This is a genomic window from Streptomyces sp. NPDC048288, from assembly GCF_043201555.1.
In the GTDB taxonomy this organism is placed as follows: Bacteria; Actinomycetota; Actinomycetes; order Streptomycetales; family Streptomycetaceae; genus Streptomyces.
The window spans coordinates 836,664-860,934 of the sequence record NZ_JBICZD010000002.1; the positions used below are offsets into that span (position 1 = coordinate 836,664).

Consider the following 24,271-nt stretch of genomic DNA (forward strand, 5'->3'; position numbering starts at 1 on the left):
GCAGCTGACCGGGGCGGCGTCGCGCGGGCCGGGGGGGGGGCCCCCGGGGGGGGGGGGGGGGGGGGGCGGCGGGGGCGGGGGGGGGGGGGGGGTGGTTTCCCCCCCCCCCCCCCCCCCCCCCCACCCTCGTTCAGATCTCCAGCTTGAAGCCCACGTGCGAAGCCGTGAAGCCGAGCCGCTCGTAGAAGCGGTGGGCGTCGGTCCGGGACTGGTCCGACGTCAGCTGTACCAACTGGCAGCCCTCACGGCGAGATGCGTCGATCGCCCACTCGATGAACCGGGTGCCCAGCCCGCCGCCGCGCTCGTCGGCGTGAATGCGCACGGCCTCGATGATCGACCGGGTGGCCCCGCGCCTCGACAGCCCCGGGATGATCGAGAGCTGGAGGGTGCCGACGACCCGGCCCTCGCGCACGGCGACGACCAGCCGCTGGTGGGGATCGGCGCTGAGCCGCTCCAGGGCGCTCAGATAGGGCGCCAGGTCGTCCGGTGACTCACGCCGGGTGCCCAGTGGGTCGTCGGCGAGCATGCCGACGATGGCCGGGATGTCCTCGGCGACCGCGGCGCGTATTTCAAGATCTCCCATGCTCGCAGCCTATGCGGGCACGTTCAGCGATTCCACGACCCGGACCAGGGGAGCCAGCTCGGGGTTCCTGGCCGCCTCGTCCAGGGCCTCGCGCAGCGCGAGGTCATTGGTCGGGCGAGCCTCTTCCAGCAGCCGTACTCCCGCCTCGGTGACGTTCGTGTAGATACCGCGCCGGTCGGTCGGGCAGAGGTAGCGCTCCAGGAGACCGCGGTCCTCGAGGCGCGTCACCAGCCGGGTGGTGGCGCTCTGGCTGAGGACGACCGCGTCGGCGACCTGCTTCATCTGCAGATGGCCCCCTTCGTCGTCGTGCTGCCGGCTGAGGACGTCGAGCAGGGAGTACTCGCGCACGCTCAGATCGTGCTGCGCCTGCAGGGCGCGCTCGATGTGCGTCTCGATCCTCCCGTGCAGCAGGGAGAGGGCGCACCAGCCCTGAGCGAGAGCGGTGAGCGCGGGGTCCGTCGCTGTCATTGGCGTGTTCCTCCGTCCAGGAGCGGCTGAATCAAGGATAGAGCAGGTTCGCAATATCCCTCGCTTGCATATAGCCCGCGCCTGCAACTATTGTGAACGAAGGCAAAGCGCACCTGCAATCGTCTGGGAAGGTTGTCCCCCATGCCTCTCGCGCTTCTGGCCCTCGCGATCGGGGCCTTCGGAATCGGAACGACCGAGTTCGTGATCATGGGCCTGCTGCCCGAGGTCGCGGGCGACTTCGGGGTCTCCATCCCCACGGCCGGCCTGTTGGTCACCGGCTACGCGCTCGGAGTGGTGATCGGCGCTCCGCTGATGACCGTCCTGGGCACCAAGATCCCGCGCAAGCGGATGCTGATGCTGCTGATGGGCCTGTTCATCGCGGGCAATCTGCTGTCCGCCGTGGCGCCCTCCTTCAGCGTCATGCTGATCGGCCGGGTGGTCGCCTCCCTCGCCCATGGCGCCTTCTTCGGCATCGGCTCCGTCGTGGCCGCCGAGCTGGTCGCCCCCAGCAAGAAGGCCGGGGCCATCGCGATGATGTTCACCGGCCTCACCGTGGCGAACGTGATCGGCGTCCCGCTCGGAACCCTGGTCGGACAGCACGTCGGCTGGCGCGTCACCTTCGCCGTCGTCGCCGCCCTCGGTGTCGTCGGCCTGGCCGGGATCGCCAAGCTGGTCCCCGAGCTGCCCAAGCCAGAAGGCGTGCGCCTGCGGCACGAACTGGCGGCGTTCAAGAACACCCAGGTCCTGCTCGCCATGGCGATGACCGTCCTCGGCTTCGGCGGGGTCTTCGCCGCCATCACCTACATCGCGCCGATGATGACCCATGTCGCCGGCTTCGCCGACAGCTCCGTCACCTGGCTGCTGGTCCTCTTCGGCCTCGGCATGGTCGGCGGCAACCTCATCGGCGGGAAGTTCGCCGACCGCGCCCTGATGCCCATGCTGTACGTGTCCCTGGGCGCCCTGGCCCTGGTCCTCGCCCTCTTCACGCTCACCGCGCACAACGAGATCGCGGCCGCCGTGACCATCACCCTGATCGGCGCCCTGGGCTTCGCCACCGTCCCGCCGCTGCAGAAGCGCGTCCTCGACCAGGCGCACGGCGCCCCCACCCTGGCCTCGGCCGTGAACATCGGCGCCTTCAACCTCGGCAACGCGCTGTCCGCCTGGCTCGGCGGCATGGTGATCGCGGCCGGCTTCGGCTACACCTCCCCCAACTGGGTCGGCGCCGCCCTCGCCGCGTCGGCCCTCCTCCTCGCCTTCCTGTCGGCCGCGCTGGAGCGCCGGGACAGCGCCCCGAGCGCCGTGGCCACCGGCGGCACGCCCGCCGAGCGGCGGACGCCGATCCACCACTGAACCCTCCGTGCCTCTCACCGCACGTCAGCACCATCCAAGGAGAACCATGAGCACCACCGCCGTCGCCCCCCTCACCCTCCAGGACGCCGAGTTCCTGATCACCGAGGCCAGCCGTGCCGCCGAGGCCGCCGGGGTCACCGTCAGCGTCACCGTGCTGGACGCCGGAGGCCACCTGCTGGCCTTCCGGAGGGACGACCGCGCCGTGCTGATCTCCGGCGAGACCAGCACCCGCAAGGCCTACACGGCGCTTCAGCTGAACACCCCCACCGCCGACCTCGTCGACGCCGTCCAGCCCGGCGGCCTCTTCCACACCCTGCCCACGGCGCTCGACCGGCCGCTGCTGTTCATCGCGGGCGGTGTCCCCGTCCAGCGCGACGGCCGGCTGATCGGGGCCATCGGCGTCGGCGGCGGCGCGCCCGACCAGGACCACGGCTTCGCCACCACCGCCGTCCAGGCACTGGTCTGATCGCACCCCCCTCAGCGCGGAACGCCGGCTCCCCGGAGGAGAGCCGGCGTTCGCCGTGCCGTGGACGCCTCAGCCCGCCGCCACCGTCAGCGGTGCGAAGCGCCGGCTCCAGTCTCCCGGCGGCTCCGTGACGCCGTAGGCCATGACGGTGTTCATGGCGACGGAAGCCAGCCCCCGCTCCTTCGCCCAGGCCCGCAGCTGCTCGTGCCGGACGTCGATGTCGGTGCGGAGCGGCCGGTCGGTGCGGGCGGCGAGCGAGGCGATGAGGGACTTCGCCGTCTCCGTGTCGTCGGCGATCAGCGGGCCGACGACATGGGTGTCCATGTTGGGCCAGGCAGCCGCGTATCCCACGACCCGGCCGTCGTCCACGGCGACGCGCAACTGGTCCGAGAACGCGGGCAGCCGCGTGATGAGCGGGGTGCGGTCGGCGCCGAACACCTCCTCGTCCAGCCGGAGGATGGCACCGAGGTCCTCGGCGGTGGCGGCCCGTGTCGCCACCCGCGGCTCGGACCCGCCCGCTGTGAAGAGACCGGACAGCATCTCCGAGCGTCCCGCGGTCTTGAACCCCAGCTCCTCGTAGAGCGGACGGCCGTACGGCGTCGCGTACAGGGTCAGGGGAGTCGTTCCCGCAGCCGAGACGATGTGCCGTATCAGCCGGCGCCCGACGCCCTGCCGGGAATGCCGCTCGGCAACCAGGACCATGCCGATCGCGCCGAGTTCAGGGCGTTCCCCCGGGCCGTACTCCGTGATCACGCAGGCGGCGACCAGGCCCCCGGCGGGGTCGTCGATGCCGTAGCCCTTCCCGGCGGTGAGGAGCAGGCGCCACTTGTGTTCCTCACGCGGCCACCCCCGGTCCTCGGACAAGTCGGCGCAGGCGGTGAGATCGCGCGGCGTCAGTCGGCGAATGGGCAGAGCAGCGACGGAAGGAGTTGGCACGCAGGTCAGGCTTGCCGACCCGCGCCCTCGTCGTCCACCTGTTTCAAGGGAGACGCACACGCTTTTGGCCATGCCGTAGCCGGCAGCACAGGCCCAGGACAGACGCGAGACGTTTCACGTGAAACATGACCCTCCAGCCGCCGTGCACCTGCCCGTGATCGCCGTCCGCGCCCACCCCGGGGAAATGCGATCGCTCCCCAGTAGCCTCGGGCCCATGGCGAGACTTCATCTCTTCGATCTTGACGGCACGTTGTTGCACGGCACTTCCGCGCCCGTCGAGATCTCCCGTCAACTCGGCCTGGAAGCCGAGACGGTGGAACTCGACCGCGCGATCACCGAGGGACGGATAACTCCGCCGGAGTACGCGGACCGGGTGTACGCCCTGTGGGCGGAGCTGACCGACGCACAGGTGACCACGGCATTCGACGGCGCACCCTGGCTGGCCCGGATCCGGGAGGTCTGGGCCGAGATCAGGGAAGCGGGCGACTACTGCGCGGTGGTCTCGCTCTCGCCCTCGTTCTTCGTGGAGCGGCTGCTGGGCTGGGGAGCCCATGCCGCCTTCGGGTCCCGCTTCCCGGCGGTGCCGTTCGTCGAGCCGCTGGATCCGGCGGGCGTCCTCACGGCCGCGGCCAAGGTGACCATCGCGGACCGCCTGTGCGAGCGCTTCGGGGTGGACCGGGCGGACTGCGTGGCCTACGGCGACTCGATGTCGGACCGGGATCTGTTCGCCGTGGTCCCGGTGTCCGTGGCGGTCAACGCGGACGGACATCTCGCCGGTCTGGCGACGTACTCCTACACGGGCCGGGATCTATGGGATGCCTATGAAATGGCTTGTGCCGCCCGGTAATTGAGGGAATCGATGCTTCGCCCGTTGCCGGATCGGCGGCGGGGGCAGGGGGGACTTGTGTGCGGGGCGACGGCCGGTAGGGTCGACTCCGGTTCATGTCCGGGGCGAGCCGCTCCGGGGGAGCGACTGCGGCCCTTGTCACACTCTCGCCTTACTTGTCCGTACGCGAGGGAAGCACGGGTTCAATGTGGCCGTGTCGGCCGCGGGCCCGACCGGGAAGAACTAGCCGTCAACGGGGGCAAGCAGGCACCTTCCGAGCGAGGAGGTGCGCAGACCGACCGAAAGATGTTCGAGGCGAGGCACACCATGGACGCTCCGACCACCACGTCGGCGGGCAACGAGGGGGCCGGCGGGGGCAGCTGGTTCACGTCAGCCCCCAGCAGGCCCCCGGGCGAGCCCTCCGCCGAGCCGCCGGTCGCGCCGGGTGGTCAGCAGGAGGCGTCCCAGGGCCCGCGTCCCGCGCCCGCGCAGCCCCCGGGGCGAATACCGCCGGCACAGGAGCCGTCCCGCCCCCAGGAAGCCGCCCAGCTGCCGCCGACCGGCCAGCACGCGGCGCCCCGGTCCTTCGTGCCTCCGGCCGAGCAGTCCGCGCCCGACGCCTTCGACCGACGCGTCCCCCCTCAGCGCAGCGCACTGCCACCTCCCGGTGCCTCCCCGGACGCGCTCCGGATCCGCGGGACGATGACCGAGGTCGGTCCGATGGCCGACAAGGTGACCTCGTACTTCTACGCGCTGCTCTTCGTCCGCCACCCAGAACTGCGTTCCCTGTTCCCTGCCGCCATGGACACCCAGCGGGACCGGCTGCTGAAGGCGCTGCTCACCGCGGCCGAGCACATCGACAACACGCCGGTCCTGGTCGAGTACCTCCAGAACCTGGGCCGCGGCCACCGCAAGTACGGCACCCACGCCGGGCACTACCCGGCCGTCGGCGAGTGCCTCATCGGCGCCCTCAGCAAATACGCCTCGGCCATCTGGGACCCGGAGACGGAGGCAGCCTGGGTACGGGCGTACACCACGATGTCCCAGGTGATGATCGACGCGGCGGCAGCGGACGAGCTCCGCGCGCCGGCCTGGTGGCACGCGGAGGTCGTCACGCACGACCTCCGGACCGCGGACGTCGCGGTGGTCACGGTCCGCCCGAACCAGCCGTACCCCTTCCTCGCCGGGCAGTACACGAGCCTGGAGACACCGTGGTGGCCTCGGGTCTGGCGGCACTACTCCTTCGCCTCCGCACCCCGTTCGGACGGGCTGCTGACGTTCCATGTGAAGGCCGTCCCGGCGGGCTGGGTCTCCAACGCGCTGGTGCACCGCGCCCGCCCCGGTGACGTCATCCGGCTCGGCCCGGCCGCCGGCTCGATGACCGTCGACCACAGCAGGGACAACGGACTGCTCTGCCTGGGCGGCGGCACCGGCATCGCCCCCATCAAGGCACTGGTCGAGGACATCGCCGACCGCGGCTCCCGCCGCCCGGTCGAGGTGTTCTACGGCGCCCGGACCGACCACGACCTGTACGACATCGACACCCTGCTCCAGCTCCAGCAGAGTCATCCCTGGCTCTCGGTCCGCGCGATCGTCGACCAGCAGGCGCACCTCCAGCTCCCCGACGCCATCCGTGCCTACGGCCCGTGGAGCGAGTACGACGCCTATCTCTCCGGTCCGCCCGGCATGATCCGCAACGGAGTGCGGGCACTGCGGGACATCGGTATCCCCGCGCACCGCATACGGCACGACTCGGTCGAGGAACTGGTCGTCGTCGGCGACTGACCCGTCAGCCGAGGTCGGGGGCGTGCATGGCCCGTACGCCTTCGATGTTGCCGTCCAGATAGTGCCGCAGGGACAGCGGGACCAGGTGCACGGAGGCGATTCCGACGCGGGTGAAGGGGACGCGCACGATCTCGTACTCGCCGGTGGGTTCGTCGACTTCGGGGCCGTGCCGCAGGGCCGGGTCCATGGACTCCAGCCGGCAGACGAAGAAGTGCTGCACCTTCACACCGGTCGCGCTGCCGTTGTCGCCGATGTGCTCCACCGTGTCCACGAAGCAGGGCACGACATCGGTGATCTTGGCGCCGAGCTCCTCGTGCACCTCGCGGTGCAGGGCGTCGACGACGGTGGTGTCCTCCGGCTCGACCCCGCCACCGGGCGTGACCCAGTAGGGATCGACACCGGGCTTGGTGCGCTTGATCAGGATGAGGTCGTCGCCGTCCAGAAGAACGGCGCGGGCGGTGCGCTTGACCACGGGTCGGACGGTCATGGGAGAAATGTGGCCCAGCTGGTTCCACGTGAAACATCGCGAAGCGCCACCGTGCCGCCGCACCGCGTGAACTCGGACATTCGCGCTCAGCCCCAGTCCACGGCCGCGTGCTGGAGCCACTCGTGCGCCCGGGCCACATGCGGCATGGCGAGCGTGCCGGTGCGCACCACCAGGAAGTACGTCCGCAGCGGCGGCACCGCGGGATCGTGCAGCGCCACGACCTCGCCGCGCCGCAGGGCGGTGGCGCACAGATAGCGGGGCAGTACGGCGAGGCCGGCACCTGCGACGGCACAGGCGAGGACCGCCCGCAGATCGGGCACCACGACCGTGCCGGAGGCGGCCGGATGCGCGTCGAACACGGAGCCCCAGTAGCGCGAGACGAAGGGCAGCGACTCATGGACCTCCACGACCGGCAGGTTGTCCAGGACGGGCGAGCCCTTCTCACGCACCGTTGTGGTGCCGATCTCCTCGGCCCAGCGCGGAGCGGCGACCAGCACATGCTCCTCGTCGCAGAGCGCGGTGGCGGTGAGCAGGGCGCCGCGCGGCCGGGCCGTGCTGATGGCGAGGTCGTGGTGCCCGGCGGACAGCCCCTCCAGGGTCTCCTCGGCGTTCCCGAAGGAGGCGCGCAGCGCGAAGCCCTGGCCGTCGTCGCCGGCCAGCTCCGACAGGGCCGGCAGGGCGCGTTCGGCCGTGAACTCGGGCGGTCCCGCGAGGTGCAGGGTGCGAACCGAGGAGTCGTCGTCGAGGCCGCGTTCCGCTATCTCCACGAGGGCGTCGAGATGCGGGGCCGCCTTGTGGGCGAGTTCGTCGCCGATGGTCGTGGGGGTCACCCCGCGGGCCTGCCGCAGAAAGAGGGGGCGGCCCAGCTGCTTCTCCAGGGTCCGGATCTGGGAGGTCACGGCCGGCTGCGAGAGGCCGAGCAGCGCGGCGGCGCGAGTGAAGGAGCCGGCCCGGTGCACGGTCACGAAGGTGCGCAGCAAGGCCAGATCCATCGCACACCCTCCCGTTCGGCCCGCCCATTTCCGGCCCCCGGGCAGGCCTTCAACTATAAATAAGTCGATAGGTCTCTGTCGCTACAGTGATTGGACACTGACGCAGAGTCAACTAGCCTTGGTCGCGCGGTTCTTGGCGCGCGAGAACCGGGACGGTCCGAGCCACGAGGGGGGAGGCTCGGACCGTCCGTTATGCGTAGCGTGGCTCGCGAGGACGTCCGTAATCCGGTCACCGATCCGACTCGTCGAGCGCGCGGAGCACATCGGCCACCAGGTCTTCGGGATCCTCGGCCCCGACCGACAGCCGGATGAAGCCCTCCGGCACGTCGTCCCCGCCCCAGCGCCGCCGCCGCTCCGCCGTGGAGCGCACCCCGCCGAAGCTCGTCGCGTCGTCGACCAGCCGCAGCGACTCGAGGAAACGCTCGGCACGCGCGCGCGAGGGCAATGTGAAGGAGATCACCGAGCCGTAGCGGCGCATCTGCTGCGAGGCGATCTTGTGCGCGGGGTCGTCGGGCAGCCCCGGGTGGCGCAGTCCGGTTACCTCGGGCCGCTCGCGCAGCGCCTCCGCGAGCAGCAGAGCGGTCGCGTTCTGCCGGTCCACGCGCAGTTGCAGGGTGGCGAGGGAGCGGTGGGCCAGCCAGGCCTCCATGGGCCCGGAGATCGCGCCGACGATCTTGCGCCAGCGGCGTACGGCGGCCATGGCCTCCGTGTTCCGTCCGGAGACGTACCCCAGCAGCACATCCCCGTGGCCGGTGAGCTGCTTGGTCCCGCTGGCCATGGAGAAGTCGGCGCCCAGTGCCAGCGGCCGCTGGCCGAGCGGGGTGGCCAGGGTGTTGTCGACGGCGACGAGCGCGCCCCGCGCGTGCGCCTCCCCGGCGAGGCGCCGGATGTCGCACACGTCGAGCCCGGGGTTGCACGGAGACTCGATCAGCAGCAGCTTCGCCCCGTCCAGGACGTCGAGCTGGGCGTCGCCGGCGGTCGGCGCGGTGCGCACCTCGATGCCGTACGTCTCCAGCTGGGCGCGGACCAGGGGCAGTACCTGGTAGCCGTCGGAGGGCAGGACGACCGCGTCCCCGGCGCGCAGCTGGGAGAAGAGCACCGCGGCGATGGCCGCCACGCCCGAGGCGAACACCAGCGTCTCGACGTCCTGGCTGCCGGGCGCCTCCAACTCGCCGATGGCCCGCTCCAGATGGGTCCAGGTCGGGTTCTCCTCACGGCCGTAGGCGTAGGGCCCGCTCACCTCGCCGGGCAGATGGAAGTGCGCGGCGAACACCGGCCCGGGCAGGGTCGGCTCGTTCTTGACCGGCTCGGGCAGCCCCGCGCGCACCGCGCGCGTGCCCTCGCCCTGCGGCGCGTCGCTCATCCGGCTGTTCCCTCCACCTCGTCCCGTACCGCGGCGAGCAGGCCCTCGCTCGCCGCCTCCACCATCTCAAGACACTCCTCGAAGCCGTCCAGACCGCCGTAGTACGGATCCGGTACATCGAGGTCGTCACCCGCGGATTCAGAAGGTGTGTGCGAAGCACTCGTTGAGGGGCGGTGGTCGGGCGACGGGCGGGCGTACGAGCGCAGCAGCCGCACCTTGCGGGCGTCCTCCTCGGTGGGGGCGAGGCGGCGCAGGGACTTCAGGTGGCCGGAGTCGAGGGCGATCACCAGGTCGAGGCGGGCGAACCAGGACGCCTGGAACTGGCGTGCGGTGTGCTCGCCGTCGTAGCCGTGCTCCGTCAGGACGCGGACGGTCCGCGGGTCGGCGCCGTCGCCCTCGTGCCAGCCGCCGGTGCCGGCGCTGTCGGCCTCGACGCGGTCGTCGAGGCCGGCCTCGGCCACCCGGGCCCGGAAGACGGATTCGGCCATCGGGGAACGGCAGATGTTGCCGGTGCAGACGAAGCAGACGCGGTAGGTCATCGGGCGCTCAGTCGGTGTCGGGAAGGATCATGTTCAGGGCCCAGGACACGATCGAGATGATCAGGCCGCCCAGCACGGCCGTCCAGAACCCGTCCACGTGGAAGCTCAGGTCCAGCTTGTCGCACACCCACGACGTCAGCAGCAGCATCAGCGCGTTGACCACCAGGGTGATCAGGCCGAGGGTGAGGATGAACAGCGGGAAGGTCAGGACCTTCACGATCGGCTTGACCAGGAAGTTCACCAGACCGAAGACCAGGGCGACCAGGATCAGCGTCCAGACCTTCTTGGGCGTGCTGTCGCCGGTCAGGGTGATCTTGTCGAGCAGCCACACGGCGACCGCCAGGGCGCCCGCGTTGGCGATCGTCTTGACTACGAAATTCTTCATGTGTCTGATCGTGACAGAAGAGATCGGATGCAAATAGTGAGGCGAGGGCGACAACTGAGATGAAGGCATTCCGGCTGGACGAACTGGAGGCGGAGCGCGCCGCCAACGACGGTGCCTACCTGCAGTTCCTGCGGGAGCGGAACATGTCGGTCGGCCTCTACGCCCTCGACGCGGGTTCGCACGACCCGCAGCAGCCGCACAACCAGGACGAGGTCTACTTCGTCGTCAGCGGCCGTGCCGCGATCACCGTCGGCATGGAGACGACGCAGGTGGCGCGGGGCAGCGTGGTGTACGTGCCGGCCGGGGTGGCCCACAAGTTCCATCACATCAGCGAGGATCTGAGGGTTCTGGTCGTCTTCTCTCCGCCCGAGGCCTGACCCCGGCCCTCGGGGTTCCCTAGGGGAAGGGTCAGGGGAGGACAAGGGATCCGAGGCCTCCGGACGACCCCCTCGCGGCTCTAGCATCGAGTGCAGGACATCGCATCGTGCGGGACGCACGAGACCGTACGTGCCGGAGCGCACGAGAAAGCTGAGGGGACAGGGCAATGCGAGAGATCTTCACGGGACTGCCGTGGTGGGTGAAGTGGATCGCGGTGCCGGTCATCGCCCTCGTCGTGTTCGGCGGTCTGATCACGGCCGTGATCAGCTGGGTGGTGTTCCTGCTCTTCAAGTTGCTGATCTTCGTGGCGCTGGTCGGCGGTCTGATCTACATCGTGCGGAAGTTCATGTCGAACTCCTCGTCGAAGAGCGACTGGTGAGGACCGAGGGAATCGGCGTCCGGTAACAGGAATCGCCGGTTCCCTCGGGGGAGGGAAGTTTCCCGCACGCGCCGACCCGGAGCGGCGGCGGACGGTTAGAGTCGCTGACCCCCTCGCGCTCCGGGAGTGACCCTTGGCCACGCTTGACGCCACCTCCGCACCCACGGAACATCCCCCGCCCCCCACCCAACGCCGTTCCAGTACGCCCCCCGTGCAGCGGCCGGCCGTCCCGGCCGACCCCGCCCAGTCGCACTCGGCCACCCTCATCGGTTCCGTGCAGCGTGCGATGCGGCTGCTGGAGTGCGTCGCCGGGCACGAACACGGCGCCCCGGCCAAACAGCTGGCCCGCGAGACCGGCCTCGCGCTGCCCACCGCCTACCACCTGCTGCGGACCCTGGTCCACGAGGGCTATCTGCACCGCGACAAGGGGCTGTTCTTCCTCGGCGAAGCGGCGGAACGGCTGAGCAGCAGCGGGGCGCAGCAGAAACGTCGCAGCGCGGTGGCCGACACCCTCGCCCACTGGCGCGATTCGATCGGTGTGCCCGTGTACTACGCGATGTACCGGGACGGCGAGATCGACGTCATGTGCGTCTCCGACTCCCCGGGCTGTCCCGCGGTCGAGGAGTGGGCCGACTTCCGCGAGACCGGGCACGCGCACGCCATCGGCCAGTGTCTGCTCTCCCAGCTGGACGAGGACGCCCGCCGCGACCATCTCGGCCGCTACCCCGCCCAGGCCCTCACCCCGTACACGGTCCGTGACAGCCATGCGCTGCTGCGACGCCTGGAGCGGACGCGGCGGATGGAGCCGCTGGTGGAACGTCAGGAGTACGCGCTGGGGACGGTGTGCGCGGCGATCCCCATCACCGTCGGCACCACAGCCGCCACGATGGCCATCTCTCTTCCCCTGCACCAGTCCGACCGGCTGCTGCCGGCCGTAGGGCTGCTCCAGGCCGAGGTGGGACGGCATCTGGGATCACTGGCGATCTCTATCAGTATCTGAAAACTCACTCCTTGTGATCTCCCGTGTACGTTCAGCAAGATTTGACTACCATTAAAGGGGTAAATCCCGGCCGGTCGGTGCCATATGACGGGGTAGGCGATGCGCGAGTCCGTACAAGCAGAAGTCATGATGAGCTTTCTCGTTTCGGAGGAGCTCTCCTTCCGCATCCCCGTGGAGTTGCGCTACGAGACGTGTGATCCGTATGCCGTGCGGCTCACCTTCCATCTGCCCGGGGACGCGCCGGTGACCTGGGCCTTCGGCCGGGAGCTGCTGATCGACGGGGTGGGCCGGCCGTGCGGGGAGGGCGATGTGCACATCGCGCCCGCCGATTCCGAGGTGCTGGGCGAAGTGCTGATCCGGCTTCAGGTCGGCGGCGACCAGGCCGTGTTCCGCTCCTCCGCGCCGCCCCTGGTGGCCTTCCTCGACCGTACGGACAAGCTGGTGCCGCTCGGCCAGGAAGGCGCGCTGGCCGACTTCGACGCCCATTTGGACGAGGCTCTGGACCGCATCCTGGCCGAGGAGCAGAGCGCCGGCTGAAGCGTTGCGGCACGGGGCGGGATCCGCTCCGCCGAGCCGCGCGAGGGGGCGCAGGAACGCTTCTGCGCGCCCTCCGGCAGGCGCCGTGCCCCTCTCCTCGCACGGCCCGTCCGCCGGGGCCGTGCGCCGCTCTCACCGCTTCCGGCGCCGCCCCCGCCCGCCGCGCGCCGGAGCCTCCACGGCCGCGACCGCCTCCTTGCCGGGCCGGTCGGCCGACACCACCAGGGCCGCGAGCAGTGTGGTGACGGGCACCGAGGCGACCAGGCCGATCGAACCCACCAGGGTGCGCACGATCTCCTCGGCCACCAGTTCACTGTTGGCGACCGTGGCCACGCTGCTCTGCGCGATCGAGAAGAGCAGCAGCAGCGGCAGCGCGGCGCCCGCGTAGGCCAGGACGAGGGTGTTGACGACGGAGGCGATGTGGTCGCGGCCGATGCGGATGCCCGCCCGGTACAGCCCGCGCCAGCCCATCGTCGGATTGGCCTCGTGCAGCTCCCAGACGGCCGAGGTCTGGGTCACCGTCACATCGTCCAGGACACCCAGCGAACCGATGATGACACCGGCCAGCAGCAGACCGCTCATGTCGATCGACGGATACAGACCGTGGATCAGACCGGTGTTGTCGTCGGTGTTGCCGGTGAGCGCGGCCCAGTCGATGAACTCCGAGCCGAGCAGGCCGATCAGGCACAGTGAGACCAGCGTGCCGAGCACCGCCACCGAGGTCCGGGCCGACAGCCCGTGGCAGATGTACAGGGCGATCAGCATGATGGCGCTCGACCCGACCACCGCCATCAGCAGCGGATTCGAGCCCTGCAGGATCCCCGGCAGGATGAACATGGTCAGCACCAGGAAGCTGACCGCCAGCGCGACCAGCGCCATCACACCACGCAGCCGGCCCACCACCACGACGGCGAGCGCGAAGATCCCGGCGAGCAGCGCCATCGGGAACTTCCGGTTGACGTCGGTGACCGAGTACTGCAGGTCCTTGGGTGCGGAAGGCTCGTAGGCGGCCACGACCTGCTCACCCTCGTGCAACTGCCGGGACTGGTCGGGCTGCACGATCTCGGTGAAGGTACGGCCCTTGTCCTTGCCGGTGTCGACCCGGACCGTGGCCTTCTTGCAGGTGCTGTCGTCCTCCTGCTTCGAGGAACCGCCGTCGGCGGTGGCGGTGTCGCCGGTCGAGCCGCCCCCGGAGGCGTTGACCGACTTACAGCTGACCGAGACGACCTTGGTGACCGTCGCCTGCTGCGTCTGGCGGTCGAAGCCGACGCCGGTGCGCTCGTGCGGTGGGGCGCCGCCGGGCCACAGCACCACCAGGCCGACCACGACCGCGGCGGTGAAGGGGATCAGGATCGCCGCGATGACCTTGCGCAGATGCTTGGAGACAGGTGCGGCGGGTCCGTGGCTGTGGCTGTGCGAGTGGCCGTGCCCGCCGCCGGCTCCGGAGCCGCCCTGGGCGGGGCCCTCTCCGGGCGGGTGTGCGTGGGCATGGTCGTGGCCGGGCTGTGGGCCCTGTCCGGGAGCGTGGCCCTGGTCGTACGGCCGGCCCTGCCCGTGGCTGTGTCCGTCACCGGCACCATGGCCCCCGTGGCCGGCACCGCCGTCCTGCGGGGCGCCGGTGCCGCGCCTCGGCTCGGGGGGCGGATGAGGGTGCTGCTGCGTCGAGGTCACCGCCCGATCATCGCAAGAACGGCAGGGGCCCCCTGTTCACCGCGCCCGAATTGACGCTAGCGTGGAGGCACCTTTGCACACGCGGGAGCTCGGAGCACCGGGCTGAGAGGGCGCTGACCTCCGTATTCGCGATGTTTCACGTGGAACGAGTGATGTTTCACAGGGAACGCCGCCCGACGGAAGCCGCTGCGTCGACCGCCGAACCTGTTACCGGGTAATGCCGGCGTAGGGAGTAGGTCTCATGACCGACAAGGACGTACGCACGCCTGCCTTCAGTCAGGACGAACAGCCCATTTCGGGCGAATCATCCCTGGAGGCCGGGAAGTCCATCGGCTGGCACAAGGGGTATGTCGAGGGTTCGCGCCCCGACCTCCGGGTGCCGGTCCGTCAGGTGCATCTCACCAACGGGCAGTCGGTGACGCTCTACGACACCTCGGGCCCGTACACCGATCCGTTCGTCGAGACCGACGTCCGCAGGGGTCTGCCGCCGCTGCGGGAGAACTGGATCATCACGCGTGGCGACACCGCCGAGTACGCGGGCCGGCCCGTCCGTCCCGAGGACGACGGGATCAAGCACACCTCGCCGCGCGGCGGTCTGCGCAACCTGGACGCGGTCTTCCCGGGCCGCCCGCGCCAGCCCCGCCGCGGCCGGGACGGCGAGGCGGTCACCCAGCTCGCGTACGCCCGCCGGGGCGAGATCACCCCGGAGATGGAGTACGTCGCCATCCGCGAGAACGTTTCTCCCGAGGTGGTCCGCGAGGAGATCGCGGCGGGCCGGGCCGTGCTGCCGGCCAACGTCAACCACCCGGAGATCGAGCCGATGATCATCGGCAAGCGGTTCCTGGTGAAGGTCAACGCCAACATCGGCAACTCGGCGGTGACCTCCTCGATCGAGGAGGAGGTCGAGAAGATGACCTGGGCGACCCGGTGGGGCGCCGACACGGTCATGGACCTCTCCACCGGCCGCAACATCCACACCACCCGCGAGTGGGTGCTGCGCAACTCCCCCGTCCCGATCGGCACGGTGCCGCTCTACCAGGCCCTGGAGAAGGTCGACGGCAGGGCCGAGGAGCTGACCTGGGAGATCTACAAGGACACGGTCATCGAGCAGGCCGAGCAGGGCGTGGACTACATGACCGTCCACGCGGGCGTGCGGCTGCCGTTCGTTCCGCTGACCGCCAACCGCAAGACCGGCATCGTCTCGCGCGGCGGCTCGATCATGGCGGCCTGGTGCCTGGCGCACCACAAGGAATCGTTCCTGTACGAGAACTTCGAGGAACTCTGCGAGATCCTCGCCGCCTACGACGTCACCTACTCGCTGGGTGACGGCTTGCGCCCCGGCTCCATCGCCGACGCCAACGACGAGGCGCAGTTCGCGGAGTTGCGCACGCTCGGGGAACTCAACCGGATCGCCAGGCGTTTCCATGTACAGACGATGATCGAGGGCCCGGGCCACGTCCCGATGCACAAGATCAAGGAGAACATCGACCTTCAGCAGGAGATCTGCGATGAAGCTCCATTCTATACGCTCGGCCCGCTGACCACGGACATCGCGCCGGCGTACGACCACATCACCTCCGGTATCGGCGCCGCGATGATCGCCTGGTGGGGCACGGCGATGCTCTGCTACGTCACGCCCAAGGAGCACCTGGGCCTGCCCAACCGGGACGACGTCAAGACCGGCGTCATCACCTACAAGATCGCCGCCCACGCGGCCGACCTCGCCAAGGGCCACCCGGGCGCCCAGGAGTGGGACGACGCGCTGTCCGACGCCCGCTTCGAGTTCCGGTGGGAGGACCAGTTCAACCTCGCCCTGGACCCGGACACCGCCCGTGAGTTCCATGACGAGACCCTCCCGGCGGAGCCGGCCAAGACGGCCCACTTCTGCTCGATGTGCGGGCCGAAGTTCTGCTCGATGAAGATCAGCCAGAGCATCAACGAGCGCTTCGGCGGTGCGGCGGCCGAGGGAGCGTCGCCCGAGGAGATCGCGGAGGGGATGCTCCAGAAGTCCAAGGAGTTCGCGGCGAGCGGCAACCGGGTCTATCTGCCACTGGCGGACTGAGCCGCTCCCCTGGTGCCGTTCCGGGCCGTCCAGCACCCTGGACCGGTATCCGGGCCCCTGGGGCCCGCGAGGCATCTCTCACGGCACCACGGAGGAGTACGACGGGCGCGCGCCCGTCAGTTCCCCGGTGCCGCCTCGTGGACCGGGTGTCCGGCCTGCGCCCCCGGGCCGGGGGCGCAAGCCGGGTCATTCCGGCTGGTGTTCCGGGCCTCCGAAGTCCGGGCTGGTGTAGTCCGGGCTGGTGAAACTCGGCCGGGGGGCGGCGCCGGCGCCGTCGTCGGTGCTGAAGCCGGGACGGCCGTAGCCGAGGCGTGGCATCCGGCCCGCCGGACCGGACGGGGCCGTACGGCGCAGTCCGGCCGTGCCGGGTTCGGTGGCCAGCGCCTCCCGGAGGAAGGGCAGGATGCCGCGCTCCAGCAGGGCGTCCCGCCAGGCCTCCCGGGCCTTGGCCACCTCCCCGCCTGGTTCGCCGTAGGGTCCTGCCTCCAGCGAGGGGCTGTTGCGCAGTGCGGTGAGCAGCAGACCCGCGCCGGCCATGAGGATGGCGGCCGCGGTCACGACGCCGAACACCCAGCCCGCGGTGAGCATGGTCTGGGCGAACGCCGGGGCCGGGTCCAGCATCTTCAGGACGTAGCCGACGAGCAGGAAGATCGCGGCGGCGGTGCCGGCGAGCACGGGTGCCAGGACCAGGGCGAGGGCGAAGCCTCCGGCGCCGGTGGTCTCGGCGGCCTCGCCGAGGGTGGTGGCGAGCCCCACCGCACCGCCCGCGCCCGGCTCCGTGGAGCCGGTCTCGTGGACGGTGGCCGGGGTGGACCGCGCAGGGTTGCGCAGTTCCTCGCGGACCTTCACGTAGTGCTGGTACTCGGTCGCCGCGGCCGCCGTGATCAGTGCGGTGGCGTTGAGCGCCATGGTGCGCAGCTGTTCGGTGTTCAAACGCTGGCCTATACCGGCCAGTTCGGGACGGTAAGGGGCGGAGCGCAGCGCCTCATCGAGGATCCGCTCGTATTCCTGGCGGTCCTCGCTGTGCAGGTGCTGCGGAACGCTGTTCATGTGCATCCCCCGATGCTCCGTAGGGCTGGGGGCTCGCACGCCGGCGAGCCGTCGGGCAGAAACGGAGGGGAGCCTGCTACGGATAAACCGATGGTAGAGCCGTTACGGCACGCGGTGACAGGGGGTTGCCGGAAATTGGGGGTGGCCCGCGTGTGAAGCCGGAGGGATAGAACAGCGCATCGAACGCTCAGGCGTCCAGTGGAAGTTGCCTCACCAGCAGCTTTCCGGCCATGGTCACTCCGCCGTCCATGGCGATGGCCAGACCGTCGGCGTAGACGTGCGGTCCTTCCACAACGGGGCCGGTGCCCTCTTCGCCCTCCTCGGAGCCGACTTCCCCCAGGAGATAGGGAATCGGGCTGTGTCCGTGAACGATCCGGGTGCCGCCGTACGTATCGAGAAGGGAACGGACGGCGTCTGCACCCCCTTCGTCTCGGAAGGAGAAGCGCTTGGTGAACTTGCGGAAGAGATCCCAGACCTCGTCCGCGTCATTACGGGTGATGGTCTCGCGGACGGTGTCGTTGACCGCCTCGATCGAGTCGCCGTAGTCGAGGTAGGCGGTGGTGTCGGAGTGCACCAGCAGGTAGCCGTCGACCTCCTCGACCGCGTCCAGGCGGGCCATCCACTGGAGGTGGTGGTCCTGGAGCCGGTCCATGTCGGTCTTCTGGCCGCCGTTGAGCAGCCAGGCCGCCTGGAAGGTGGCGGTGCCCGCGCCGGAGTTGACGGGGGTGTCGCCGAACCGCTTGGCGCCGAGCAGCAGCAGCTCGTGGTTGCCCATCAGGGCCTTGCAGTAGCCGCCGGCCGCGGCCGCCTCGGCGGACAGCCGCATCACCAGGTCGATGACGCCGATGCCGTCCGGACCCCGGTCGGTGAAGTCGCCGAGGAACCAGAGCCGGGCGGTGCCCGCGCACCAGTTGCCGTCGGCGTCGATCAGGCCCTGCTCCCGCAGCGCGGCGAGCAGCTCGTCGAAGTAGCCGTGCACATCGCCGACGACGTACAGCGGCCCGGGACCGGCGGCGAGCTGCGCTGCCGGTGCGGTGGCCGGATCGACCGGCAGCTGGATCGTGTCGCCGCGGTTGATGACGGGCAGGTCGCGCTGGGTCGGCGTGTATCCGTCCGGGTACTCGTCGGACCCCTCGGGGTACGCCTCGTCGAGCGGCGGGGCGACGTCGCCGGGGTGGCTGCCGTGGGCGTACGGACCGGTCTCGTTGACGTACGCCGGCACCCGGAAGTCGCGCAACGTCGCCGTCCGCTCCGTCTCGGGTCCCTGACCGGCCCCCTGAGTCATCAGACCCCTCCACCATCGCGCCGCATCTGCACCGCTTCGGACTGCCTGGTCGCAGCGGCCCGCGGTGTCGTGGGCCCATCATAGGAATGCGCGTAGCTCCGTGTGATGACCCAGGGGTGGTGAATCGGGGCAGGAGTCCAGTTCAGCGCGGCTTTCGCCCCGGTTGGGCAGGGGTTCGGACCTCTGCCGTTCACCTGCCGGTCGCCGTCCGACGGGACCGGGCAGGTCGGCCGCCCGCCTTCCGGTTGCGTCCGGCGGGTGGGCCGGACGCCTCTCCGGGTGGCCGTGCTACTCCTCCTCCGGTGCCCGCGGCGGGCTGACCGTGGTGCGTGGTGCCCGTCGCTGGGAAGAGGTACGCACGATCAGTTCGGTCGGTATCACCTGCTCGACCGGCTGGTCCGACTCGACCCCCTCGATCGCGTCGATGAGCAGCTGCACCACCGCCGTGCCGATCCGGCGCGGCTTGAGCGAGAGCGTGGTGATGGGCGGCTCGGTGTTGGCGTACACGGTCGACTCGCTGCAGCACACCAGCAGCAGGTCGTCGGGGACCCGCAGCCCGTAGCGGCGGGCGGCGGCGAGCAGATCGGTGCCGTTGGGGTCGAACAGGCCGTAGACGGCGTCCGGGCGGTCCGGGCGGGCCAGCAGCCGGTCGGCCGCGACGGCGCCCGCGCACGGGTCGTGCGCCGGGTAGGCCTCGTAGACCGGGTCCTGGCCGACGCGTTCGCACCAGCGCAGGTAGGCGGTGGTCGACAGATGGGTGTAGGTGTCCGTCGTGGTGCCCGTGAGCAGGCCGATCCGGCGGGCGCCGGCGGCGGCCAGATGGTCGAGGATGCCGAGGACGGCGGCCTCGTGGTCGTTGTCCACCCAGGCCGTGACCGGCAGCGCGCCCGCCGGGCGGCCGTCGGAGACCACCGGGAGGCCCTGCCGGACCAGCTCGCTGACCACCGGGTCCTGGTCGGAGGGGTCGATGACGACCGTGCCGTCCAGGGCGACGTTCGACCACACGTCGTGGCGCGAGGTCGCGGGCAGGATCACCAGGGCGTAGCCGCGGGCGAGTGCCGCCGAGGTCGCGGCCCGCGCCATCTCGGCGAAGTACGCGAACTCGGTGAAGGTGAAAGGTTCATCCCCGTACGTCGTCACGGTCAGGCCGATCAGGCCCGATTTGCCGGTACGGAGGGTTCGGGCGGCGGCCGAGGGGCGGTACCCGAGCCGGTCGGCCACCTCGCGGACATGGCGCCGGGTGGCATCCGGGAGCCGGCCCTTGCCGTTCAGGGCGTCGGACACGGTCGTGATGGAGACTCCGGCGGCGGCGGCCACGTCTCTGATGCCCGCCCGGCCCGGCCGGCTGCCTCGCCGAGAGGTTTCCGCGCGGCTCACCTGGTGCTTCCCTGCTGCTGTCATGGCGAGCCGATAGTAGGGCTCATGCGGTGGGGTAGTGCGGACGCATATGCACGCGTTGACAGGCACGTTTCTGCAAGGTCAAACATGGTCAACTGCCTTAGAAAGAAAGTCAGTTGAACGATCCAATAGGGAGACGTGACTTGTCGGCACGCATGGGCCTGCCAAGTGCTCGATGTTTCGAAGAGGTCTCAACTCACCTTCACGGGTGATGCGCGCCACGGCGCGAGCCACCGGCGCATAGATATATGTAGGGCGCGCCCCCAATAAATGCGCCTTCGTACGGTGATGCCCGTGATGCCCGTGGGGCGGATGAGGTTCGCCGGTCCCGGCTGTCCGCTTGCTCCGCCGCTGTACGCACGGGCGCCGAATCCTCATAAGGTGAGCAGTATTGGATGTCGGCGGCGCGGACGGTCCGCCGGTGGTCGCGAGGAGGACTGCGGTGAGCGAGACGAGCCCCAAGCTGCGCGCCGAGCTGGAGGGTATCCCCACCTACAAGCCGGGCAAGCCGGCCGCGGCCGACGGTCCGGTCGCGTACAAGCTCTCCTCCAACGAGAACCCGTATCCCCCGCTGCCCGGCGTGATGGAGTCGGTCACCGCGGCCGCCTCCGCCTTCAACCGCTACCCGGACATGGCCTGCACCGGCCTGATGGACGAGCTGGCGGACCGTTTCGGCGTCCCGCTCGGCCACCTGGCGACCGGTACCGGCTCGGTCGGTGTGGCCCAGCAGCTGATCCAGGCCACCAGCGGCCCGGGCGACGAGGTGATGTACGCCTGGCGGTCCTTCGAGGCGTACCCGATCATCACGCAGATCAGCGGCGCCCGCTCGGTCCGGGTGCCGCTCACGCCGGGCGAGGTGCACGACCTGGACGCGATGGCGGACGCGATCACCGACCGCACCCGCCTGATCTTCGTCTGCAACCCCAACAACCCGACCGGTACGGTCGTGAAGCGGGCCGAGCTGGAGCGGTTCCTGGACCGGGTGCCGAGTGATGTGCTGGTCGTCCTCGACGAGGCCTACCGGGAGTTCATCCGCGACCCCGAGGTGCCGGACGGCATCGAGATCTACCGTCGGCGGCCGAACGTCTGCGTCCTGCGGACCTTCTCCAAGGCCTACGGCCTCGCCGGGCTGCGGGTCGGCTTCGCGGTCGCCCACGAGCCGGTGGCGGCGGCGCTGCGCAAGACGGCGGTGCCGTTCGGCGTGAGCCAGATCGCCCAGGAGGCGGCGATCGCCTCGCTGCGGGCCGAGGACGAGCTGCTCGGCCGGGTGGGCTCGCTGGTGTGCGAGCGGCAGCGCGTGGTCGAGGCGCTGCGCGCCCAGGGCTGGACGGTGCCCGAGACCCAGGCCAACTTCGTGTGGCTGCGGCTGGGGGAGCGTACGGCGGCCTTCGCGGGAGCCTGCGAGGAGCACGGCGTGGTCGTCCGGCCGTTCCCGGGCGAGGGCGTGCGGGTCACGGTCGGCGAGACCGAGGCGAACGACATCTTCGTGAAGGTGGCGGAGGCGTTCCGCAAGGAGCTCTAGCCCCCGACAGGTCCCCGCGTACGGGGTCGCACGGCCGGTGTTCCAGGGCCGGGCGGCCCCGTACGTCTGTGTCGGCAGGGTGCCGAACGGCTCAAGTCGGACCCCCCTTCCACCTCCGATAATCAGTGCGTCATAATGGCTTGTGAATGTGAATGCATTCACAAGCGCGTCCCCTTTGCCCGTGATGTACGTGACAAAAGGGGCAGAGTGCCGCTGTAGTACGGCGACGTAAGGAGACTGACGACGTGTACCTGGCTCTGGCGCCGGAGACACTGGCGCGCTGGCAGTTCGGCATCACCACCGTCTACCACTTCCTGTTCGTCCCGCTGACGATCTCGCTGGCCGCCCTCACGGCCGGTCTGCAGACCGCCTGGGTGCGCACGGAGAAGGAGAAGTACCTCAGGGCGACGAAGTTCTGGGGCAAGCTCTTCCTGATCAACATCGCGATGGGGGTGGTCACCGGCATCGTGCAGGAGTTCCAGTTCGGCATGAACTGGTCGGACTACTCGCGGTTCGTCGGCGACATCTTCGGTGCTCCGCTCGCCTTCGAGGCGCTGATCGCGTTCTTCTTCGAGTCCACCTTCATCGGGCTGTGGATCTTCGGCTGGGACAAGCTGCCCAAGAGGATCCATCTGGCCTGCATCTGGATGGTCTCCATCGGCACGATCCTGTCCGCGTACTTCATCCTCGCGGCCAACTCGTGGATGCAGCACCCCGTCGGCTACAAGATCGACAAGGTGAGGGGGCGCGCCGAGCTCACCGACTTCTGGGCGGTCCTCACCCAGAACACCGCGCTGGCCCAGGCCTTCCACACGCTCTCCGCGTCCTTCCTGACCGGTGGCGCGTTCATGGTCGGCATCGCCGCCTTCCACCTCTTCCGCAAGAAGCACATCACCGTGATGAAGACCTCGCTGCGGCTCGGTCTGGTCACCCTGGTCATCGGCGGCCTGCTCACCTCGATCAGCGGTGACACCCTCGGCAAGGTCATGTTCAAGCAGCAGCCGATGAAGATGGCCGCCGCCGAGGCCCTGTGGGACGGCCAGAACTCGGCGCCGTTCTCGGTCTTCGCCTACGGCGACGTGAGCAAGGGCCACAACACCGTCGAGCTGTCGGTCCCCGGCATACTGTCGTTCCTCGCCGACGACGACTTCGGTTCGTACGTCCCCGGCATCAACGACACCAACAAGGCCGAGCAGCAGAAGTACGGCGCCGGCGACTACCGGCCCATCATCCCGGTCACCTTCTGGGCGTTCCGCTGGATGATCGGCTTCGGTATGGCGTCCTTCGCCATCGGCATTCTCGGACTCTGGCTGACCCGCAAGAAGTTCATGCTGCCGCAGCACCTGCGGGTCGGTGAGGACGAGGTGCCGAACCTGGTCCTCTTCAGGAACAAGGCCCTCAGCCCCAAGCTCGGCAGGCTGTACTGGCTGGTGGCGATCTGGACCCTCGGCTTCCCGCTGATCGCCAACTCCTGGGGCTGGATCTTCACCGAGATGGGGCGCCAGCCATGGGTCGTCTACGGCGTGCTGCAGACCCGGGACGCGGTCTCTCCCGGGGTCTCCCAGGCCGAGATCCTCATCTCGATGATCACCTTCACCGCGCTGTACGCCGTCCTCGCCGTCGTCGAGGTCAAGCTGCTCGTGAAGTACGTGAAGGCCGGCCCGCCGGAGCTCACCGAGGACGACCTCAACCCGCCCACGAAGATCGGCGGCGAGGCCCGTGACGCCGACAAGCCGATGGCCTTCTCGTACTAGGCCGAGGGAGACGCAGTCATGGAACTTCACGACGTCTGGTTCGTGCTGATCGCCGTCCTGTGGACCGGCTACTTCTTCCTGGAGGGCTTCGACTTCGGGGTCGGCATCCTCACCAAGCTGCTGGCCCGTGACCGGCTGGAGAAGCGGGTGCTGATCAACACGATCGGCCCTGTCTGGGACGGCAACGAGGTGTGGCTGCTCACCGCGGGCGGCGCCACCTTCGCCGCCTTCCCCGAGTGGTACGCCACCCTCTTCTCCGGCTTCTATCTGCCCCTGCTGGTCATCCTGGTCTGCCTGATCGTCCGGGGCGTCGCCTTCGAGTACCGGGCGAAGCGGCCCGAGGAGAACTGGCAGCGCAACTGGGAGACCGCGATCTTCTGGACCTCGCTGATCCCGGCGTTCCTGTGGGGTGTGGCCTTCGGGAACATCGTGCACGGCGTGAAGATCGACCGGAACTTCGAGTACGTCGGCACCGTCTGGAACCTGCTCAACCCGTACGCCCTGCTCGGCGGACTGGTGACGCTGACCCTGTTCACCTTCCACGGCACGGTGTTCACCGCACTCAAGACGGTCGGCGACATCCGGGTACGGGCGCGGAAGCTGGCGACCAAGGTCGGTCTGCTCGCCGCCGTACTCGCGCTGGCCTTCCTGCTGTGGACCCAGGCCGACAGTGGTGACGGCGAGAGTCTGGTCGCCCTGGTGGTGGCCGTCGTGGCGCTGGTCGCCGCACTCGGGGCGAACCTGCGAGGGCGCGAGGGCTGGGCGTTCGCCCTGTCCGGAGTGACCATCGTGGCCGCCGTGGCGATGCTCTTCCTGTCGCTCTTCCCGAACGTCATGCCGTCCTCGCTCAACGCGGACTGGAGCCTCACGGTCACCAACGCCTCGTCGAGCCCGTACACCCTGAAGATCATGACCTGGCTCGCGGCGATCGCCACGCCGCTGGTCCTGCTCTACCAGGGGTGGACGTACTGGGTGTTCCGCAAGCGGATCGGCACGCAGCACATCGCCGAAGCCGCGCACTGAGTCCGGCGGGAGGGTGATTCACGATGATCCGC

At 69.8% G+C, this 24,271-nt stretch carries 24 protein-coding genes and 1 riboswitch; of the genes, 12 read left to right on the top strand and 12 right to left on the bottom strand.

Annotation, left to right across the window (positions count from 1 at the left end; translation table 11 throughout):
* Nucleotides 1-130: 130 nt before the first annotated feature.
* Complete coding sequence (locus ACGFZS_RS10180) at nt 131-583, bottom strand: GNAT family N-acetyltransferase (RefSeq protein WP_393794719.1); 453 nt, start codon at nt 581-583, stop codon at nt 131-133.
* Nucleotides 584-592: 9 nt separating this feature from the next.
* The gene (locus ACGFZS_RS10185) at nt 593-1,051 is read right to left on the bottom strand and encodes a MarR family transcriptional regulator (protein ID WP_359212160.1); all 459 of its coding nucleotides are present in this window, start codon (nt 1,049-1,051) and stop codon (nt 593-595) included.
* A gap of 141 nt (nt 1,052-1,192) precedes the next feature.
* Here ACGFZS_RS10185 and ACGFZS_RS10190 point away from each other — a divergent pair, with 141 nt between their 5' ends.
* Together ACGFZS_RS10190 and ACGFZS_RS10195 are read left to right on the top strand one after the other, a co-directional pair.
* The gene (locus tag ACGFZS_RS10190; protein WP_393794720.1) at nt 1,193-2,401 is read left to right on the top strand and encodes an MFS transporter; all 1,209 of its coding nucleotides are present in this window, start codon (nt 1,193-1,195) and stop codon (nt 2,399-2,401) included.
* 46 nt (nt 2,402-2,447) lie between these two features.
* Nucleotides 2,448-2,867 carry a heme-binding protein gene (locus ACGFZS_RS10195; RefSeq protein WP_393794721.1) on the top strand — a complete coding sequence of 140 codons (420 nt, stop codon included), beginning with the start codon at nt 2,448-2,450 and terminating at the stop codon, nt 2,865-2,867.
* Between the two features lie 69 nt (nt 2,868-2,936).
* On the opposite strand, the gene ACGFZS_RS10200 is transcribed toward ACGFZS_RS10195, so the two are convergent.
* Nucleotides 2,937-3,803, bottom strand: a complete 867-nt coding sequence (locus ACGFZS_RS10200) for a GNAT family N-acetyltransferase (protein WP_393794722.1) — start codon at nt 3,801-3,803, stop codon at nt 2,937-2,939.
* Between the two features lie 214 nt (nt 3,804-4,017).
* Here ACGFZS_RS10200 and ACGFZS_RS10205 point away from each other — a divergent pair, with 214 nt between their 5' ends.
* Nucleotides 4,018-4,650: an HAD family hydrolase gene (locus tag ACGFZS_RS10205; protein WP_393794723.1), complete on the top strand. Its 633-nt coding sequence runs from the start codon at nt 4,018-4,020 to the stop codon at nt 4,648-4,650.
* Nucleotides 4,651-4,935: 285 nt separating this feature from the next.
* The gene (locus ACGFZS_RS10210; protein WP_393794724.1) at nt 4,936-6,414 is read left to right on the top strand and encodes a globin domain-containing protein; all 1,479 of its coding nucleotides are present in this window, start codon (nt 4,936-4,938) and stop codon (nt 6,412-6,414) included.
* 4 nt (nt 6,415-6,418) lie between these two features.
* Here ACGFZS_RS10210 and ACGFZS_RS10215 read toward each other — a convergent pair whose 3' ends face one another.
* The 5 genes from ACGFZS_RS10215 to ACGFZS_RS10235 form a co-directional block, all read right to left on the bottom strand.
* Nucleotides 6,419-6,901, bottom strand: coding sequence for an NUDIX domain-containing protein (locus ACGFZS_RS10215; protein ID WP_123975752.1), 483 nt, complete (start codon nt 6,899-6,901; stop codon nt 6,419-6,421).
* A gap of 86 nt (nt 6,902-6,987) precedes the next feature.
* On the bottom strand, nt 6,988-7,893 hold the full coding sequence (locus ACGFZS_RS10220) for a LysR family transcriptional regulator (protein ID WP_393794725.1): 906 nt from the start codon (nt 7,891-7,893) through the stop codon (nt 6,988-6,990).
* Nucleotides 7,894-8,122: 229 nt separating this feature from the next.
* Nucleotides 8,123-9,256: a cystathionine gamma-lyase gene (locus ACGFZS_RS10225; protein WP_393794726.1), complete on the bottom strand. Its 1,134-nt coding sequence runs from the start codon at nt 9,254-9,256 to the stop codon at nt 8,123-8,125.
* The gene (locus ACGFZS_RS10230) at nt 9,253-9,795 is read right to left on the bottom strand and encodes a low molecular weight protein-tyrosine-phosphatase (RefSeq protein WP_355728309.1); all 543 of its coding nucleotides are present in this window, start codon (nt 9,793-9,795) and stop codon (nt 9,253-9,255) included. Before ACGFZS_RS10230 ends, ACGFZS_RS10225 begins: the two co-directional genes overlap by 4 nt.
* Nucleotides 9,796-9,802: 7 nt before the next feature.
* Nucleotides 9,803-10,180, bottom strand: coding sequence for a phage holin family protein (locus ACGFZS_RS10235; protein ID WP_189262814.1), 378 nt, complete (start codon nt 10,178-10,180; stop codon nt 9,803-9,805).
* 59 nt (nt 10,181-10,239) lie between these two features.
* Between ACGFZS_RS10235 and ACGFZS_RS10240 the strand changes: the two genes are divergently transcribed.
* The 4 genes from ACGFZS_RS10240 (at nt 10,240) to ACGFZS_RS10255 (ending at nt 12,474) form a co-directional block, all read left to right on the top strand.
* Entirely contained in the window at nt 10,240-10,557 is a 318-nt protein-coding gene (locus ACGFZS_RS10240; RefSeq protein WP_089100494.1) for a cupin domain-containing protein, read from the top strand.
* Between the two features lie 167 nt (nt 10,558-10,724).
* The gene (locus ACGFZS_RS10245; protein WP_089100495.1) at nt 10,725-10,937 is read left to right on the top strand and encodes a DUF5326 family protein; all 213 of its coding nucleotides are present in this window, start codon (nt 10,725-10,727) and stop codon (nt 10,935-10,937) included.
* Nucleotides 10,938-11,148: 211 nt separating this feature from the next.
* Entirely contained in the window at nt 11,149-11,937 is a 789-nt protein-coding gene (locus tag ACGFZS_RS10250; protein WP_393794727.1) for an IclR family transcriptional regulator, read from the top strand.
* Between the two features lie 99 nt (nt 11,938-12,036).
* Complete coding sequence (locus ACGFZS_RS10255) at nt 12,037-12,474, top strand: SsgA family sporulation/cell division regulator (RefSeq protein ID WP_351748159.1); 438 nt, start codon at nt 12,037-12,039, stop codon at nt 12,472-12,474.
* A 132-nt stretch (nt 12,475-12,606) separates the two neighbouring features.
* Here the strand turns inward: ACGFZS_RS10255 and ACGFZS_RS10260 are convergent, their stop codons facing one another.
* Nucleotides 12,607-14,145 (bottom strand): YibE/F family protein, encoded by a 1,539-nt coding sequence (locus ACGFZS_RS10260; protein WP_393794728.1) that lies wholly within the window; start codon nt 14,143-14,145, stop codon nt 12,607-12,609.
* A gap of 71 nt (nt 14,146-14,216) precedes the next feature.
* A riboswitch (TPP riboswitch) is annotated at nt 14,217-14,394 on the top strand.
* On the opposite strand from ACGFZS_RS10260, the gene thiC reads away from it, so the two are divergent.
* Nucleotides 14,387-16,207: a phosphomethylpyrimidine synthase ThiC gene (gene thiC / locus ACGFZS_RS10265; RefSeq protein WP_365695463.1), complete on the top strand. Its 1,821-nt coding sequence runs from the start codon at nt 14,387-14,389 to the stop codon at nt 16,205-16,207. (Overlaps the previous riboswitch by 8 nt.)
* 186 nt (nt 16,208-16,393) lie before the next feature.
* On the opposite strand, the gene ACGFZS_RS10270 is transcribed toward thiC, so the two are convergent.
* The 3 genes from ACGFZS_RS10270 to ACGFZS_RS10280 all read right to left on the bottom strand — a co-directional run bounded on the left by ACGFZS_RS10270 (nt 16,394) and on the right by ACGFZS_RS10280 (nt 19,943).
* Nucleotides 16,394-17,263, bottom strand: coding sequence for a hypothetical protein (locus tag ACGFZS_RS10270; protein WP_393544743.1), 870 nt, complete (start codon nt 17,261-17,263; stop codon nt 16,394-16,396).
* 181 nt (nt 17,264-17,444) lie between these two features.
* Nucleotides 17,445-18,542 (bottom strand): metallophosphoesterase, encoded by a 1,098-nt coding sequence (locus ACGFZS_RS10275; protein WP_393794729.1) that lies wholly within the window; start codon nt 18,540-18,542, stop codon nt 17,445-17,447.
* A 288-nt stretch (nt 18,543-18,830) separates the two neighbouring features.
* Nucleotides 18,831-19,943 (bottom strand): LacI family DNA-binding transcriptional regulator, encoded by a 1,113-nt coding sequence (locus ACGFZS_RS10280; protein WP_359212112.1) that lies wholly within the window; start codon nt 19,941-19,943, stop codon nt 18,831-18,833.
* 439 nt (nt 19,944-20,382) lie between these two features.
* Between ACGFZS_RS10280 and hisC the strand changes: the two genes are divergently transcribed.
* The 3 genes from hisC to cydB all read left to right on the top strand — a co-directional run bounded on the left by hisC (nt 20,383) and on the right by cydB (nt 24,239).
* Complete coding sequence (gene hisC, locus ACGFZS_RS10285) at nt 20,383-21,462, top strand: histidinol-phosphate transaminase (RefSeq protein ID WP_393794730.1); 1,080 nt, start codon at nt 20,383-20,385, stop codon at nt 21,460-21,462.
* A 245-nt stretch (nt 21,463-21,707) separates the two neighbouring features.
* Complete coding sequence (locus ACGFZS_RS10290) at nt 21,708-23,216, top strand: cytochrome ubiquinol oxidase subunit I (RefSeq protein ID WP_355724462.1); 1,509 nt, start codon at nt 21,708-21,710, stop codon at nt 23,214-23,216.
* 18 nt (nt 23,217-23,234) lie between these two features.
* Nucleotides 23,235-24,239: a cytochrome d ubiquinol oxidase subunit II gene (gene cydB / locus ACGFZS_RS10295; protein WP_393794731.1), complete on the top strand. Its 1,005-nt coding sequence runs from the start codon at nt 23,235-23,237 to the stop codon at nt 24,237-24,239.
* Nucleotides 24,240-24,271: the final 32 nt, after the last annotated feature.